Source organism: Streptomyces peucetius (assembly GCF_025854275.1).
GTDB lineage: Bacteria > Actinomycetota > Actinomycetes > Streptomycetales > Streptomycetaceae > Streptomyces > Streptomyces peucetius_A.
The window spans coordinates 2,054,880-2,070,650 of record NZ_CP107567.1; the positions used below are offsets into that span (position 1 = coordinate 2,054,880).

Genomic DNA, 15,771 nt, shown 5'->3' on the forward strand with positions numbered 1-15,771 from the left:
TTCGCTTGCTCACGAGACTGCTCCCTTGAGGACCAGGACCCCAGGGACGCGGCATTCGACGATGCCGCGGGGGTCCGCGCTTGCCACAGACCTCGCTGCCTGCGGCCTGGTCTTCACCCGGGGCACCCCGCCACGGACGGAGGGTTGCCGGACAGCGGGCCGGGGCCGTAATCGCTGTCACTCATGACCTTGGGAAGCATCCTGCCATACGTCGCGCACGGCGCAAGGGAGCGGTCCGCCATGCGGACCGCTCCCTTCGTCACGGCTATGCGTTGCTGGCCGCCACCCAGCGCTCCAGGGCCGCCCTGGCCGCGCCGGAGTCGATCGACCGGGCCGCCCGGGCCATGCCGGCCGCCAGCTGCTCGTTCAGCGTGCCGTCCGTCGGCTCCAGCGCGACCAGCGCCGCCGCCGAGTTCAGCAGCACCGCGTCCCGTACGGGCCCGGTCTCGCCGGCCAGCAGCCGGCGCGCCACATCCGCGTTGTACGAGGCGTCGGCGCCGCGCAGCGCCTCCACGGGTACGAGGTCGATGCCGATGTCCCGCGGGTCGAAGGCCTCCTCGCGCACGGCACCGTCGCGGACCACCCACACCCGGGACGTGGCCGTCGTGGTGAGTTCGTCCAGGCCGTCGTCGCCGCGGAAGACCAGGGCGGAGGAGCCGCGCTCCGCGAGCACTCCGGCCACGATCGGCGCCATCCGGGCGTCGGCCACACCGGTCGCCTGCGCCCTGACCTTCGCCGGGTTGGTGAGCGGTCCCAGGAAGTTGAAGACCGTCCGGATGCCCAGTTCCTTGCGGGCCACGGCGACGTGCCGCAGCGCGGGGTGGAACTTGACCGCGAAGCAGAAGGTGATCCCCGCCTCGGCGGCGACCTCGACCACCCGCTGCGGGGTCAGCTCCAGATTGACGCCCAGCTTCTCCAGGACGTCGGACGCGCCGCTCGCCGAGGAGGCGGCGCGGTTGCCGTGCTTGACGACCTTGGCTCCGGTGCCCGCGACGACGATCGAGGACATGGTGGAGATGTTGACGGTCTTCGCCCCGTCGCCGCCGGTGCCGACGATGTCGACGCTCGGTCCCGGCACCTCGATCAGGTTGGCGTGCTCGTACATCGTCCGCACCAGGCCGGCGATCTCCTCGACCGTCTCGCCCTTGGCGCGCAGCGCGGTCACGAAGCCGGCGATCTGGGCGTTGGTCGCCTCGCCGCTGAGGATGCGGTCCATGGCCCACGCGGTGGCGTCGGCGCTCTGGTCGCGGTTGTCGAGGAGGGCGTTCAGCACGCCGGGCCAGGAGTAGGCCGCCACGCTGTCGCCGCCGACCGGGGTCACAACGTTCATGGTCCGCTCCTGGGGTCCACTGCTGGGGGTCCCCCGCGGCCGCCGGGCCGCAGGGGGCGGGATGGGTCCACCCTATCCAGCCTCCGGCACGGCGAAGGGCCCCGTCCATCGAGTGGACGGGGCCCTTCGCTGTGGCGACGTGTCGGTCAGGGATCAGTGGTGGCCGTGGCCGCTGGTGATCTCCTTGTACTCCTCGGTCGTCGGCTTGGGAATCTGGTTCTCCTCGCCGTAGTAACCCTTGCTGAGCTTGGCACGCAGCTTCTCGGTGCGCTTGACCTTGCGGCGCACGCCGTTCTCGTCGACCTCCGGGCCGATCTCGGCGGGCTTGTACTGCTCGTGCGCGGTCAGCTTGTGCAGGTCGCCCTGCGCCAGCGGCTCGTGCACCTCGACGAACTCACCGTGCGGCAGACGCTTGATGATGCCGGACTCGCGTCCGTGCAGCACCTTGTCCTTGTCGCGCCGCTGCAGACCCAGGCAGATCCGCTTGGTGATGATGAACGCGAGGACCGGTCCGACGAAGTACGTGATGCGGACGAACCAGGTGATCGCATTGATCGACAGGTGGAAGTGCGTGGCGAAGATGTCGTTTCCGCCACCGAGCAGCATGATCACGTAGCCGGTGACCCAGGCGACACCCAGCGCGGTACGCGTCGGAGCGTTGCGCGGGCGGTCCAGGATGTGGTGCTCGCGCTTGTCGCCGGTGATCCACGACTCGATGAACGGGTACACCGCGAGCGCCGCGAGGACGACACCGAAGAGGACCAGCGGGATGAACACACCCAGGACCAGGGTGTGGCCCCAGAGGTTGATCTCCCAGCCGGGCATCACTCGGACGAGACCCTCGGCGAACCCCATGTACCAGTCGGGCTGGGCACCGGTGGAGACCATGTCCGGCCGGTACGGGCCGAGCGCCCAGACCGGGTTGATCGTGAACATGCCGGCGATCAGCGCGATGACACCGAAGACCAGGAAGAAGAAGCCTCCGGCCTTGGCCATGTAGACCGGCAGCAGCGGCATGCCGACGACGTTCTTGTTCGTACGGCCGGGGCCCGCGAACTGCGTGTGCTTGTGGTAGAAGACCAGGATCAGGTGGGCCACCACGAGGCCGAGCATGATGCCCGGCAGCAGCAGGATGTGGATCGAGTAGAACCGCGCCACCATGTCGTGGCCGGGGAACTCGCCGCCGAACAGGAACATCGAGATGTAGGTGCCGACGATCGGCATCGACAGGATCGCGCCCTGCGTGAAGCGGACACCGGTGCCGGAGAGCAGGTCGTCCGGGAGCGAGTAACCGGTGAAGCCGGTGAACATGCCCAGGACGAACAGCAGGAAGCCGAACAGCCAGTTGATCTCACGCGGCTTGCGGAACGCGCCGGTGAAGAACACGCGCATCATGTGCACGAACATCGCGGCGAGGAAGATCAGCGCGGCCCAGTGGTGGATCTGCCGGATGAGCAGACCACCGCGGACGTCGAAGCTGATGTCCAGCGTCGAGGCGTACGCCTCGGTCATGCGGATGCCCTGCATCGGCACGTACGAGCCGTGGTACTCGATCTCGTTCATGCTCGGGTGGAAGAACAGCGTCAGATACACACCCGTGAGGATGATGATGATGAAGCTGTAGAGCGCGATCTCACCCAGCATGAAGGACCAGTGGTCCGGGAAGATCTTCCGCATGTTGGCCTTGGCCAGGGAGTAGATCCCGAGCCGGCCGTCCGCCCAGTCGGCCACCCGCTCGCCGGCGGGCGCCTTCTTCCGTGTATCCGTCTGTGTACTCATCCGCGCTCCCAGAAAGCAGGACCGACGGGCTCTTCGAAGTCGCCGAGCGCCTCGAGGTTGCCCTCGGCGTTCACACCGATCCGCAGCTGCGGAAGCGGGTGACCGGCCGGACCGAAGATGACGCGGGCGCCGTCGGAGAGGTCGAAGGTGGACTGGTGGCACGGGCAGAGGACGTGGTGCGTCTGCTGCTCGTACAGGCTGATCGGGCAGCCGACGTGGGTGCAGATCTTGGAGTAGGCCACGATGCCCTCGTGGGACCACTCGAGCTCGCGCTGGTCCTTGATGTCCTCCGGCTGGAGCCGGACGATCATCACGGCTGCCTTGGCGATCTCGGTGTTGAAGTTGTGGTCGTCCTCCCTCAGGCCCTCGGGCATGACGAAGGTCAGCGAACCCACAGCGACGTCCTCGGGACGCAGCGGCTCATTGGTGTTCATGTTGATGAGCTGCTTGCCCTTGGCCCACAGGGTCTCGCGGAGCTTGTTCTCGGGCAGTGGCCCGAGCTCGCGCAGCAGCACCACACCGGAGAGCGGCACCATGGCCAGCGCGCCGAACATGGTGTTGCGGATCAGCTTGCGCCGTCCGATCGCGGACTCCCGGGCACCGTCCGCGAAGTCGGCCATGACCTTGGCCTTGACCTCGGGCGCGGCCTCGATCGCGTGCCGGTCGTCGGCGACCTCCACGTCGGACATCAGGGTGCGCGCCCAGTGGACGGCACCCGCGCCGATGCAGAAGAGCGCGAGGCCCAGTGTCACGCCCAGCGAGAAGTTGAGCGCACTGATGTGGCCGAACGGCCAGATGTACACGATCTTGTCGACAGGGAAGATCACGAACGCGGCGATGAAGCCGATCGTCGCGAGCATCGACAGCGTGAACAGGAAGGCGACGGCACGCTCGGAGCGCTTGGCGGCACGCTCGTCGATGTCCTGGATGCGCGGCTTGTGGGCCGGCAGTCCCGGGTCGGCGAACGGGTCGTCGCCGCGCTCCGCGACGGCGGTGGTGCCACCGTGGGCCGCGTCGTGCGCGGCTCCCTGCTCTGCGGGCAGGTTCTCTTCTGGAATGTCTTGGCTACTCATGACTTCTTGGCCTTAGCGGTGTGGGCCGCGACCCAGATGGCAACAGCGATCAGCGAACCGAGACCGAAGATCCAGCCGAACAGACCCTCACTGACGGGGCCCAGGCCGCCCAGCGCGAAGCCGCCGGGGGTCGGCGTCTCCTCGCCGTTCACGGTCTTGACGTACGCGATGATGTCCCGCTTCTGCTGCTCGGGCATCGTGGTGTCGGGGAAGGAGGGCATGTTCTGCGGGCCGGTCTGCATGGCCTCGTAGAGGTGCTTCGGGCTGACGCCCTCCAGGCTCGGGGCGTACTTGCCCTCGGTCAGCGCGCCGCCCTCGCCGGTGAAGTTGTGGCACTGGGCGCAGTTGTTGCGGAACAGCTCGCCACCCTTGGCGATGTCCGCGCCCTCGGGGCTGTACTGCTTCTCGGTCGGCGTGATCGGGCCGGCGCCGAGGGAGGCGACGTACGCCGCGAGCTGGTCGATCTCGGCCTGCGAGTACACGACCGGCTTTTCGGGCACCTGCGCGCCGGGCTGCTGGGCGGGCATGCGCCCCGTGCCGACCTGGAAGTCGACGGCGGCGGAGCCGACACCGACCAGGGACGGGCCGTCTGAGGTGCCCTGACCGCCGGTTCCGTGGCAGCTTGCGCAGCCGACGGTGTAGAGCTTCTGCCCCTCCTTGATGGCAAGGGACTGGGCGGTCGTGTCGGCCTGCGCCTTGTCCGCGGGTGCGAACGCGGCGTACAGCCCCCCAGTGGCCGCCAGCGCGAGGAGTAGGACGACGACCGCCGCCAGCGGATGGCGTCGTCGTGCGGAGAGCTTTTTCACGGATTACCCCGGTGTCAGGATCTTCTGCGTCGGTGCTTCTGGACTATGTCTGCTTCAGGCGGCGCCCGCTCGGGGCGAGCCGCCCGCGCCGATTACTTGATCATGTAGATCGTGGCGAAGAGGCCGATCCAGACGACATCGACGAAGTGCCAGTAGTAGGACACGACGATGGCGGCGGTTGCCTGCTCGTGGGTGAATCTCCGGGCCGCGTAGGTCCTTGCCAGGACCAGCAGGAAGGCGATGAGTCCGCCCGTCACGTGCAGGCCGTGGAAACCGGTGGTCAGGTAGAACACCGAGCCGTACGGGTCGGACGAGAGGGACAGCCCCTCGTGCTTGACCAGCTCGGTGTACTCGAAGACCTGACCGCCGATGAAGATGGCACCCATCACGAACGTGATGATGAACCAGGTGCGCAGCTTCTTCACATCGCCCCGCTCGGCGGCGAAGACGCCGAGCTGGCATGTGAGGGAGGAGAGCACCAGGATCGTGGTGTTCGTCGCCGAGAACGGGAAGTTCAGCGCATCGGCTTTCTCTGCCCAGAACTCGGCACCCGTCACCGATCGCAGGGTGAAGTACATCGCGAAGAGGGCCGCGAAGAACATCAGCTCGGAACTCAGCCAGATGATGGTTCCGACGCTGGTGAGGTTCGGCCGACTGACCGACGGGTGCGCGTGCCCGGTTTCTACTGTCGTTGCTGTCGCCACGACCGACATTATGTCGGTCGCTTATCCCGCCCTCACTCCCGGGGGTGCCGTTCGGAGTGTTCCCACCCTCAACGGGACCCTGCGGCGGGGCCGGACGGCCCATCGAAGCCGTGTCCGAACCAGTGTTGACAGGCGGTGGGACGGAGTAGCATCCGGCGCAAGAGCCTGATGACACGAGTGCGGAGGAACCATGCAGTCGAGCGCCACGGTCCTGGTCTACAGCGACGACGCGAACACCCGCGAGCAGGTCAGGCTGGCGACCGGTCGCAGGCCCGCGGCCGACGTTCCGCCGGTGCGGTTCGTGGAGTGCGCGACCCTGCCCGCGGTCCTGAAGGCCCTCGACGAGGGCGGCATCGACGTCTGCGTACTGGACGGCGAGACGGTTCCCGCGGGCGGGATGGGCGTGTGCCGGCAGATCAAGGACGAGATCTTCGACTGCCCGCCGGTGCTGCTGCTGATCGGCCGCCCGCAGGACGCCTGGCTGGCCACCTGGAGCCGCGCGGAGGCGGCGGTGACGCTGCCGGTGGACCCGGTGGATTTCGCGGCGTCCCTGGCGGCGCTGCTGCGCGACAGGCTCTCCATCGACGCGTGACCGCGCTGCCTCTTCCTGGGGGCCGAGCCCGTGGCGCGTGAGCCGAAGGGGCGCGGCGGTGTCGAAAGGGAGAACGCGCGGAGATCGCGAGGAACGTGGGGGTACCCCCGGACGGAGTCTGGGGGAGATCGAGCACGATCGACCGTCGATACCGTCTTAGGCGCCCCGGAGGAGAACCGAGCCCTCAAAATACGGGCCGCAGCCGGGCGGACACGGCGGTGACGTTGCCGTTCGACGCCTCCGAGCCGGGGACCAGGGCGCTGCCCTCGCGCCACTTGTCCCAGCTCAGGTTCCAGTCGCCGAAGCCGTTGCCGAACGTGTCCATCATGTTGCCGTAGCTGTTGACGACCTCGACGATGTCACCCTCACGGACGGTTTCGAAGAACCACTTGGCGTTGGACGTGGACAGCCCTATGCACCCGTGGCTGACGTTGGCCGCGCCCTGCGAGCCGACGGACCAGGGCGCGGCGTGGACGTACTCACCGCTCCAGGTGACCCGGGTCGCGTAGTAGACCGGCAGGTCGTACGACTCGGAGCTGCCCGCGGCGATGCCGATGCTGGTGCTGCGCATCCGTACGAAGTACTCCTTGGCCAGCACCACCTTGATGCCGTTGCGCGTCTCGAAGCCGGGCTTGCCGGTGGTCACCGGCAGGGTCTTGATCACCTCGCCGTTGCGCTTGACCGTCATGGTGTGCGACGCGGCGTCGGCGACGGCCTCCAGACGGTCGCCGATGGTGATCTTCAGCGGCTTGGAGCGGCCTCCGTAGAGCTTGCCCGCGACCTTGACGCCCTGGAGGTTGCTGGTGACGTTCACCGTGGCCCCGACGGGCCAGTACTCCTCGGGCCGGTAGTGCAGGGTCTTGTCGTCGACCCAGTGCCAGGAGCCCTTCACCGCGGGCTTCGAGCTGACCTTCAGGGCGCGTTCGACCACCTGCCTGCCCCTGCCCTCGGCCACCGCGAGGCTGAGCTCGGCCGTGATGGGCTGCCCGACGCCGTAGGTGCCCGCCTTCGGGCCGAACTCCGCGGTCAGGAACCTCTTGGCGGGTGCCGTCTCGAAGAAGAGCGTACGCACCCCCGGAGCGCCGTCGTCGTCCTCCGTGGAGACCCTGACGGTGTACTTGACGCCGGCCGCCAGCGGCGCCGTGGAGCGCCAGCGGACGCCGTCGGCGGCCAGTTCGCCCGCGAGGTAGTGGCCGGCGCCGTCCGTGACGGTGACGTCGGTGATCCGGCCCCCGTCGCCCTTGGAGGTGACCTCCAGGGGCTTGTCGGGGTCCACCTTCGTGGCTCCGGACTCGGCGTTGAGGCTGACCTGCCGCGCCGCGTCGTACGGCGCGGCCGACAGGGGGTGCCGGTCCGGTTCGCCGCACGCGGTCGCGACCACACTGAGGGAGACGAACAGCGCGATGCAGCTGACGGCACGGATACGAGGCGTGTGGTTCATGAGCACACGGTATGAAGATTCGTCAGCCGCGGCGCGCGGGATGACTCCGAACGAGTGGGCCCGGATCACCTCACTGGAGTGAGGCGATCCGGGCCCGTCGTTCTGTTCTGCTGTTCCGCTCAGGCGGTACCGGTACTGCTACTGGTTCTGGTTCTCACCGCGGTAGTACTCGAACACCCAGCCGAAGAGGCCGACCAGGATCAGCGGCAGCGAGAAGTACAGCAGCCACCAGCCGATCGCCACGCCGAGGAAGGCGAGCGCACCGCCGATGCCCAGCGAGAGCGGCTGCCAGCTGTGCGGGGAGAAGAACCCCACCTCGCCGGCCTCGTCGGCCACGTCGGCTTCCTTGTTGTCCTGGGCCATGGCGTCCACTCGCCGGGCCGTGAAGGCCAGGTAGTAGCCGATCATGACGCTCAGACCGAAGGCCAGGAAGAGCGCGGTGGTACCGGCCGGCTCCTTCGACCAGACGCCGTACAGGATGGCGACGGCCAGGATGAAGACGCTCAGCCAGAGGAACATCTTGCCCTGGATCTTCACTTGCTCTCCTCCTTGCCACCGGCCAGCACACTGGCGCCGTGGCCGCCGTGGCCGCCGTGCTCGAGCTGGTCGAGAGCCGCGATCTCCGGGTGGTGCAGGTCGAACGCCGGCGATTCACTGCGGATGCGCGGCAGGGTGAGGAAGTTGTGCCGCGGCGGCGGGCAGGACGTGGCCCACTCGAGCGAACGGCCGTAACCCCACGGGTCGTCGACCTCGATCTTCTTGCCGTACTTCGCCGTCTTCCAGACGTTGTACATGAAGGGGAGGATCGACATGCCGAGCAGGAACGAGGCGATCGTGGAGATCGTGTTCAGCGCGGTGAAGCCGTCGGCGTGGAGGTAGTCCGCGTAACGCCGCGGCATGCCCTCGGCGCCCAGCCAGTGCTGCACCAGGAAGGTGCCGTGGAAGCCGATGAACAGCGTCCAGAAGGTGATCTTGCCGAGCCGCTCGTCCAGCATCTTGCCGGTGAACTTCGGCCACCAGTAGTGGAACCCGGCGAACATCGCGAAGACCACGGTGCCGAAGACGACGTAGTGGAAGTGCGCGACGACGAAGTACGAGTCGGAGACGTGGAAGTCCAGCGGCGGCGAGGCCAGGATGACGCCGGTCAGACCACCGAAGGTGAAGGTGACCAGGAAGCCGATCGTCCAGAGCATCGGTGTCTCGAAGGACAAGGAGCCCTTCCACATCGTGCCGATCCAGTTGAAGAACTTCACACCGGTCGGTACGGCGATGAGGAACGTCATGAAGGAGAAGAACGGCAGCAGCACTCCGCCGGTGACGTACATGTGGTGCGCCCACACGGTCACGGACAGACCGGCGATCGCGATCGTCGCGCCGATCAGGCCGATGTAACCGAACATCGGCTTGCGGGAGAAGACCGGGATGATCTCCGAGACGATGCCGAAGAACGGCAGGGCGATGATGTACACCTCTGGATGGCCGAAGAACCAGAAGAGGTGCTGCCACAGCAGCGCGCCGCCATTGGACGCGTCGAAGATGTGCGACCCGAACTTGCGGTCCGCCTCCAGGGCGAACAGCGCCGCCGCGAGCACCGGGAAGGCCAGCAGGACCAGCACACCGGTCAGCAGGACGTTCCAGGTGAAGATCGGCATCCGGAACATCGTCATGCCGGGGGCGCGCATGCAGATGATCGTGGTGATGAAGTTGACCGAACCGAGGATCGTGCCGAAGCCGGAAAAGGCCAGACCCATGATCCACATGTCGGCGCCGACACCCGGCGAGCGGACCGCGTCCGACAGCGGGGAGTAGGCGAACCAGCCGAAGTCGGCCGCACCCTGCGGGGTGAGGAAGCCGGCCACCGCGATCAGCGAGCCGAAGAGGTACAGCCAGTACGCGAACATGTTCAGCCGCGGGAACGCCACGTCCGGCGCGCCGATCTGCAGCGGCATGATCCAGTTCGCGAACCCGGCGAACAGCGGCGTCGCGAACATCAGCAGCATGATCGTGCCGTGCATCGTGAACGCCTGGTTGAACTGCTCGTTCGACATGATCTGCGTACCCGGCCGGGCCAGTTCGGCGCGCATGAAGAGCGCCATCAGGCCACCGATGCAGAAGAAGACGAACGAGGTGACGAGGTAGAGCGTGCCGATCGTCTTGTGGTCGGTGGTCGTCAGCCACTTCACCACGACGCTGCCGGGCTGCTTGCGCCGCAGGGGCAGCTCGTTCTCGTACGAGTCTTCATCTGCCGCGGCGGCACCCTGGGGTTCGTTGAGGATGCTCACAGTTGGTTCTTCTCCGCATTCCTGGCCGGGTCCGTCTGCTCAATGCCCGACGGGATGAAGCCGGTCTGCCCCTTCTCGGCAAGCTCCTTCAGGTGCTGCTGGTAGCGCTCCGGGGAGACGACCTTGACATTGAAGAGCATCCGGGAGTGGTCGACGCCGCAGAGCTCGGCGCACTTGCCCATGAAGGTGCCCTCCCGCGTGGGGGTCACCTCGAAGACGTTGGTGTGGCCGGGGATGACGTCCTGCTTGAACAGGAAGGGGACCACCCAGAAGGAGTGGATGACGTCACGCGAGGTCAGGATGAACCGGACCTTCTCCCCCTTGGGCAGCCAGAGCGTGGGGCCCGGGTTGCCGTTCTGCGGGTTCCGGGTGCCGGGGATACCTGCGTCGTAGACGCCCTCCGCACCCTCCGGGAAGTCGTTGCCGTACTTGTCCGGGATCGCGTTCAGTTCCTTGTTCGCGGCCGCGTCCCCGGTGGCCGGGTTCCCGTCCACGTCCTCGAGGTAGTTGAAGCCCCAGCTCCACTGGTAGCCGACCACGTTGATGGTGTGGGTGGGCTTGTCGGAGAGCTCGAGGAGCTTCGACTCATCGCGCGCGGTGAAGTAGAAGAACACCGAGACGATGATGATCGGGACCACGGTGTACAGCGCCTCGATGGGCATGTTGTACCGGGTCTGCGGAGGAATCTCGACCTTGGTGCGGGTGCGCCGGTGGAAGAAAACGCTCCACAGGATCAGGCCCCACACCAGGACGCCCGTGGCGAGCGCGGCCGCCCACGAGCCCTGCCAGAGGGAGAGGATCCGCGGTGCCTCCTCCGTGACAGGGGTGGGCATTCCGAGGCGGGGGAAATCCTCCCAGTTGTACGAACAACCGGAGGCGGTAGCCAGGATCAGGCCCGCAGTCAGCACCTGCGGCAGCTTCCGCCGCATCGGGCGCCGAGACATGGGGGTACCGCCCCCGCCCTTCAGGCGGTGGGGGAGGTCGGAGCCGTTGGGACTCACGTAGCGCCTTCCCGAGAGTCTCGGCCCGCGCGGCCGGCCGCGGCCGTCACGCTGGTCGGTCGCCGGCCCTGACGCGGGCAGGGGTTTGGATGTTTATGCGGACCAAACCCTACTGGACGCTATTTGGGGTCGCGCGGGGAGGGTGCCCAACGCGCCGTCCGACACTCCGAAGGGGTGGCCGACCCCCTCCGACGAGGTACGGAGCGCCCCGGAATGCCCGCTTCCGGATAACAACTGACGCCCTCTCTCCTGGCGGGGGTTAGCGTGACGACGTGCCCTACTTCGACGCCGCCTCGGCAGCTCCCCTGCACCCCGTCGCCCGCCAGGCCCTGCAGGCCTCCCTCGACGAGGGCTGGGCCGACCCCGCCAGGCTCTACCGCGAGGGCCGCCGCGCCCGGCTGCTGCTCGACGCGGCCAGGGAGGCCGCGGCGGAGGCCGTGGGGTGCCGCCCGGACGAGCTGGTCTTCACTCCTTCGGGGACCCAGGCCGTCCACACGGGAATCTCCGGAGCGCTGGCCGGGCGCCGGCGTGTCGGCCGCCGTCTCGTCGTCTCCTCCGTCGAACACTCCGCGGTTCTCCACGCGGCGGCCGCGTGGGAGGCGGCCGGCGGCTCGGTGACCGAGGTCGGCGTGGACCGGCACGGGGCGGTGTCCCCCGACATGTACGCCGCGGAACTCGACGACACCACCGCACTGGCCTGCCTGCAGTCGGCCAACCACGAGGTCGGCACCGAACAGCCGGTGCGGGAGGTGGCCGAGGCGTGCGGCGCGGTGGGCGTGCCGCTGCTGGTGGACGCCGCCCAGTCCCTGGCCTGGGGGCCGGTCGACGGGGACTGGTCGCTGCTCACCGCGAGCGCGCACAAGTGGGGCGGTCCCGCGGGCGTCGGGCTCCTCGCCGTACGCAAGGGTGTCCGGTTCGCCCCGCAAGGCCCGGCCGGTGAGCGGGAGTCGGGCCTGTCCGCCGGCTTCGAGAACATCCCGGCGATCGTGGCGGCGGCGGCCTCCCTGCGCGCCGTACGCGCGCAGGCGGCGGACGAGGCGGTGCGGCTGCGGGCCCTGGTGGAGCGGATCCGGGCGCGGGTGCCGGAACTGGTTCCCGACGTGGAGGTGGTGGGCGACCCGGTGCGACGGCTGCCGCACGTGGTGACGTTCTCGTGTCTCTATGTCGACGGGGAGACACTGCTGCACGAGCTGGACCGGGCCGGCTTCTCCGTCTCCTCCGGCTCGTCGTGCACGAGCAGCACGCTGATCCCGAGCCATGTGCTGCGGGCGATGGGCGTGCTGTCGGAGGGCAACGTACGGGTGTCGCTGCCGCCGTCCGGCACGACGGAAGAGGACGTGGACCGGTTCCTGGAGGTGCTGCCGGGGCTGGTGGCGGGGGTACGGGAACGGTTCGGGGCGCCGGCGTCCCCGGCCGCGTCCCCGTCGGCGGCGGCGTCGGCCTCTTCGCCGTCGGCGTCGGAGCCCCTGGTGGTGGACGCGCTCGGCCGGCGCTGCCCGATCCCGGTGATCGAACTGGCGAAGGTCATCGACGACGTACCGGTCGGCGGCACGGTGAGGGTCCTGTCCGACGACGAGGCGGCGCGGCTGGACATCCCGGCGTGGTGCGCGATGCGGGGGCAGGAGTACGTGGGGGAAGAGGAGGCGGAGCGGGGCGCGGCGTACGTGGTGCGGCGGGTGGGGTAGCGCCTGCCACGGGCTTGTCCCCCACCTCCCGCCCGCCGATGTGCGGCTCCGCCGCGCGGCGGGGCAGGCCCCGGACCCCGCTTCGCGCGGTGGCCTCGAGCGCCGGCCGGGCTGGACATGCCGCCGCGCGGCAACCGGCCCGGCCGGGCAAACCTCAGCCCCGCGTCACGGCAGGTGCTTGTGCACCTCTGTCGCCGCGTCGTCGCCGTACGCCTTCGTGAAGCGCTCCATGAAGTGCGCGCGCCGCAGCGTGTACTCCTGCGTGCCCAGCGTCTCGATCACGAGCGTGGCCAGCATGCAGCCCACCTGGGCCGCCCGCTCCAGACCGACACCCCACGACAGGCCGGAGAGGAAGCCCGCGCGGAACGCGTCGCCGACGCCGGTCGGGTCGACCTTGGCCTCCTCGTCGGGGCAGCCGACCTCGATCGGGTCCGCACCGGCGGACTCGATCCGCACGCCGCGCGCGCCGAGGGTGGTGACGCGGTGGCCGACCCTGCCGAGGATCTCCTCGTCGCTCCAGCCGGTCTTGGACTCGATGAGCCCCTTCTCGTACTCGTTGGAGAACAGGTACGCCGCGTTGTCAAGCAGTATCCGGATCTCGTCGCCGCTCATACGGGCGATCTGCTGCGAGAAGTCCGCGGCGAACGGGATGCCCCGCGAGCGGCACTCCTCGGTGTGGCGCAGCATCGCCTCCGGGTCGTCGGCCCCGATCAGGACGAGGTCGAGGCCGCCGACACGGTCCGCCACCGCCTTGAGCTCGATCTGGCGGGCCTCGCTCATGGCGCCCGTGTAGAAGGAGCCGATCTGGTTGTGGTCGGAGTCCGTGGTGCACACGAAGCGGGCGGTGTGCAGGACCTCCGAGATGCGGACGGACGCCGTGTCCACGCCGTGGCGGTCGAGCCATGCGCGGTACTCGTCGAAGTCGGCGCCCGCCGCGCCGACCAGGATCGGGCCGGTGCCCAGCTGGCCCATGCCGAAGCAGATGTTCGCCCCGACCCCGCCGCGACGCACATCGAGCGTGTCGACGAGGAAGGAGAGGGAGACCGTGTGCAGCTGGTCCGCGACCAACTGGTCGGCGAAGCGGCCTGGGAAGGTCATGAGATGGTCGGTGGCGATGGAGCCGGTGACTGCGATACGCACGGTGAGGCGCTCCTGAGGCGGTTTGGCAGTGACAGTTCACGCTACCGGGTCCAAGCGCCTCCGCCATGTACGGAAACTACCCGATAGTAGGGCTTTTTTCGTGGACTCCCCGGTGCATACGGTGCGGCTATGACCGAGTACAGCGCCGCGCTCGAGCCGCGTCTGCGGCCCGACCCCCGGGAGTCCGAGATCAGTCTGGCCCAGCTTCGCGGCGACTGCGCCCGAATGGCTCCACACTGGGTGGTACCGGCGGTCGCGGCGGCCGTGCCCGTGCCCCCGTCCCTCATCCACGGTGTCGTGGTGCCGCCCGCCTCCGCGCGGCTGGTGGACGCGATGTCCGACTACGGCTACTGACGCCGGATACCGCCGCTCGGGGAGAGACGAAGGGAACCAGGCACTCCCCCGCTCCGTCCCACCCGTGTCCTCCGCAGCAGGAGGCAGGAGACAAGGAGCGATGCGGTGAGCAGCACGGAGAACACGCAGGAGACTCCCCGCCGTCGGCGTTCCCCGCTGGTCGTCGCCTCTGTGGCGGCCGCGGTGCTGGTGGCCGGAGGGGGCGGCGCGTACTTCGCGACCTCCGGCTTCGACGGCGGTGACAGCGGTGAGGGTGTCGGGGCCGCGGACGCCAAGGGCGGTCCGGGCGAGGGGAAGAACCCGCCGCTGCTCGCGCTGGACACCGGCGGGCCGGGGACGGACGGCGGCATCGCCCCGGGTGAGCCCGACCCGAACGGCGGCGTCGTGTACGTGGCGGAGGGGGACCTGCCGGAGGGCCCCGACCGTGCGGCCGTGCACCGGGCGACGGGTTCGGTCACCGCTGCCGAGGTGACCCGGCTGGCGAAGGCGCTGGGCCTGTCGGACGCGCCGCGGCTCGAGGGCCCGGCCTGGAAGGTCGGCCCGTCGAAGGACGGGCAGGGTCCGACGCTCCAGGTGAACAAGGACGCTCCGGGGACCTGGACGTTCGCCAGGTACGTCCCGGCGCCGGGCGGTGACAACTGCCTGAAGGGCAAGGCCTGCCCGTCCGGCGGAGCCGACGAGCCCGGTCCCGTTGTGAGCGAGGCGGAGGCCAGGAAGGCCGCGGCCCCCGTGCTCGAGGCGGTCGGCCAGGGCGACGCCGCTCTGGACGCGGGTCAGCTGATGGGCGCGGTGCGCGTGGTGAACGCGAACCCGGTGGTGAGCGGCCTGCCCACGTACGGCTGGTCGACCGGGGTCCAGGTGGGTGCGGACGGCACCGTCGTCGGCGGCAGCGGCCAGCTCAAGAAGCCCGTGAAGGACGACCTGTATCCCGTGGTCTCCGCCGAGCAGGCGGTCGAGCGGCTGAACGAGGCCGGCAAGGACAGCGGGCGCGTCGGGATCGGCGGGTGCGCCACCCCGGTGCCGCACAAGGACGACCTGCGGCCCGAGACCCCGTGCGAGCCCAAGGGCTCCCCCGCGGGGCCGGAGCGGCTGACGATCGCCAAGGCCGTGTTCGGGCTCGCCGCGCAGTACGTGGACGGGCGTCAGGCACTGGTGCCCTCGTGGCTGTTCGAGGTGACGGCGAAGGACGGGGGCCGGCCGTTCACGGTGACGCACACGGCGGTGGAGGAGCGGTTCCTGAGGAGCACCGAGCCGCCGGCGAAGGAACTCACGCCGCCCCCGCCGTCGAAGGACCCGGCCGGGCAGGAGGGCCCCGCCCAGATCTCGTACAGCATCGACGGACGGACCCTGACGGTCACGTTCTGGGGCAGCGTGTGCAGCACCTACGAGGCGAAGGCGACCGAGACGGACGACCGGGTGAAGGTGCGGATCGTGGAGACGAACCCGGACCCGAAGCGGGTCTGCATCATGCTGGCCAAGAAGCTCACGGAGTCCGTGACCCTGGACGAGCCGCTGGACGGCCGGCAGGTCGTCGACGCGAACGGCAAGCCGCTGCCGCGCAAGGGGTAGGGGCTCCGGCCTCAT

Annotated in this window: 14 protein-coding genes and 1 riboswitch; of the genes, 4 read left to right on the top strand and 10 right to left on the bottom strand. The window is 69.1% G+C overall.

Features of this window, described 5'->3' with window-relative positions; genetic code table 11:
• Positions 1–71 precede the first annotated feature (71 nt).
• A riboswitch (SAM riboswitch) is annotated at positions 72–189 on the bottom strand.
• 76 nt (positions 190–265) lie between these two features.
• The 5 genes from trpD to OGH68_RS09445 all read right to left on the bottom strand — a co-directional run bounded on the left by trpD (position 266) and on the right by OGH68_RS09445 (position 5,701).
• Positions 266–1,330 (bottom strand): anthranilate phosphoribosyltransferase, encoded by a 1,065-nt coding sequence (gene trpD / locus OGH68_RS09425; protein WP_264242894.1) that lies wholly within the window; start codon positions 1,328–1,330, stop codon positions 266–268.
• 153 nt (positions 1,331–1,483) lie between these two features.
• Complete coding sequence (locus OGH68_RS09430; protein WP_264242895.1) at positions 1,484–3,109, bottom strand: cytochrome b; 1,626 nt, start codon at positions 3,107–3,109, stop codon at positions 1,484–1,486.
• A complete protein-coding gene (locus tag OGH68_RS09435) occupies positions 3,106–4,182 on the bottom strand; it encodes a ubiquinol-cytochrome c reductase iron-sulfur subunit (RefSeq protein ID WP_264242896.1) in 1,077 nt (358 codons plus the stop codon). Before OGH68_RS09435 ends, OGH68_RS09430 begins: the two co-directional genes overlap by 4 nt.
• Positions 4,179–4,988: a c-type cytochrome gene (locus OGH68_RS09440; protein WP_264242897.1), complete on the bottom strand. Its 810-nt coding sequence runs from the start codon at positions 4,986–4,988 to the stop codon at positions 4,179–4,181. Before OGH68_RS09440 ends, OGH68_RS09435 begins: the two co-directional genes overlap by 4 nt.
• Before the next feature lie 92 nt (positions 4,989–5,080).
• Positions 5,081–5,701, bottom strand: a complete 621-nt coding sequence (locus OGH68_RS09445) for a heme-copper oxidase subunit III (protein WP_264242898.1) — start codon at positions 5,699–5,701, stop codon at positions 5,081–5,083.
• A gap of 181 nt (positions 5,702–5,882) precedes the next feature.
• Here OGH68_RS09445 and OGH68_RS09450 point away from each other — a divergent pair, with 181 nt between their 5' ends.
• Entirely contained in the window at positions 5,883–6,284 is a 402-nt protein-coding gene (locus OGH68_RS09450; RefSeq protein ID WP_264242899.1) for a hypothetical protein, read from the top strand.
• A gap of 184 nt (positions 6,285–6,468) precedes the next feature.
• On the opposite strand, the gene OGH68_RS09455 is transcribed toward OGH68_RS09450, so the two are convergent.
• The 4 genes from OGH68_RS09455 to coxB form a co-directional block, all read right to left on the bottom strand.
• A complete protein-coding gene (locus tag OGH68_RS09455) occupies positions 6,469–7,725 on the bottom strand; it encodes a L,D-transpeptidase (protein WP_264242900.1) in 1,257 nt (418 codons plus the stop codon).
• Between the two features lie 138 nt (positions 7,726–7,863).
• Positions 7,864–8,262 carry a cytochrome c oxidase subunit 4 gene (locus OGH68_RS09460; protein ID WP_264242901.1) on the bottom strand — a complete coding sequence of 133 codons (399 nt, stop codon included), beginning with the start codon at positions 8,260–8,262 and terminating at the stop codon, positions 7,864–7,866.
• Positions 8,259–10,007 carry a cytochrome c oxidase subunit I gene (ctaD, locus tag OGH68_RS09465; protein ID WP_264242902.1) on the bottom strand — a complete coding sequence of 583 codons (1,749 nt, stop codon included), beginning with the start codon at positions 10,005–10,007 and terminating at the stop codon, positions 8,259–8,261. The genes OGH68_RS09460 and ctaD overlap by 4 nt, the downstream gene beginning before the upstream one ends.
• Positions 10,004–11,008 carry a cytochrome c oxidase subunit II gene (gene coxB / locus OGH68_RS09470; protein ID WP_413470957.1) on the bottom strand — a complete coding sequence of 335 codons (1,005 nt, stop codon included), beginning with the start codon at positions 11,006–11,008 and terminating at the stop codon, positions 10,004–10,006. Before coxB ends, ctaD begins: the two co-directional genes overlap by 4 nt.
• Positions 11,009–11,280: 272 nt before the next feature.
• Here coxB and OGH68_RS09475 point away from each other — a divergent pair, with 272 nt between their 5' ends.
• Positions 11,281–12,693 carry a cysteine desulfurase/sulfurtransferase TusA family protein gene (locus OGH68_RS09475; RefSeq protein WP_264242904.1) on the top strand — a complete coding sequence of 471 codons (1,413 nt, stop codon included), beginning with the start codon at positions 11,281–11,283 and terminating at the stop codon, positions 12,691–12,693.
• 165 nt (positions 12,694–12,858) lie between these two features.
• Here the strand turns inward: OGH68_RS09475 and OGH68_RS09480 are convergent, their stop codons facing one another.
• Positions 12,859–13,833 carry a carbohydrate kinase family protein gene (locus OGH68_RS09480; RefSeq protein ID WP_264242905.1) on the bottom strand — a complete coding sequence of 325 codons (975 nt, stop codon included), beginning with the start codon at positions 13,831–13,833 and terminating at the stop codon, positions 12,859–12,861.
• Between the two features lie 129 nt (positions 13,834–13,962).
• Here OGH68_RS09480 and OGH68_RS09485 point away from each other — a divergent pair, with 129 nt between their 5' ends.
• Both OGH68_RS09485 and OGH68_RS09490 read left to right on the top strand, forming a co-directional pair.
• Positions 13,963–14,187 carry a hypothetical protein gene (locus OGH68_RS09485; protein ID WP_264242907.1) on the top strand — a complete coding sequence of 75 codons (225 nt, stop codon included), beginning with the start codon at positions 13,963–13,965 and terminating at the stop codon, positions 14,185–14,187.
• 105 nt (positions 14,188–14,292) lie between these two features.
• Positions 14,293–15,756, top strand: coding sequence for a hypothetical protein (locus tag OGH68_RS09490; RefSeq protein ID WP_264242908.1), 1,464 nt, complete (start codon positions 14,293–14,295; stop codon positions 15,754–15,756).
• Positions 15,757–15,771: the final 15 nt, after the last annotated feature.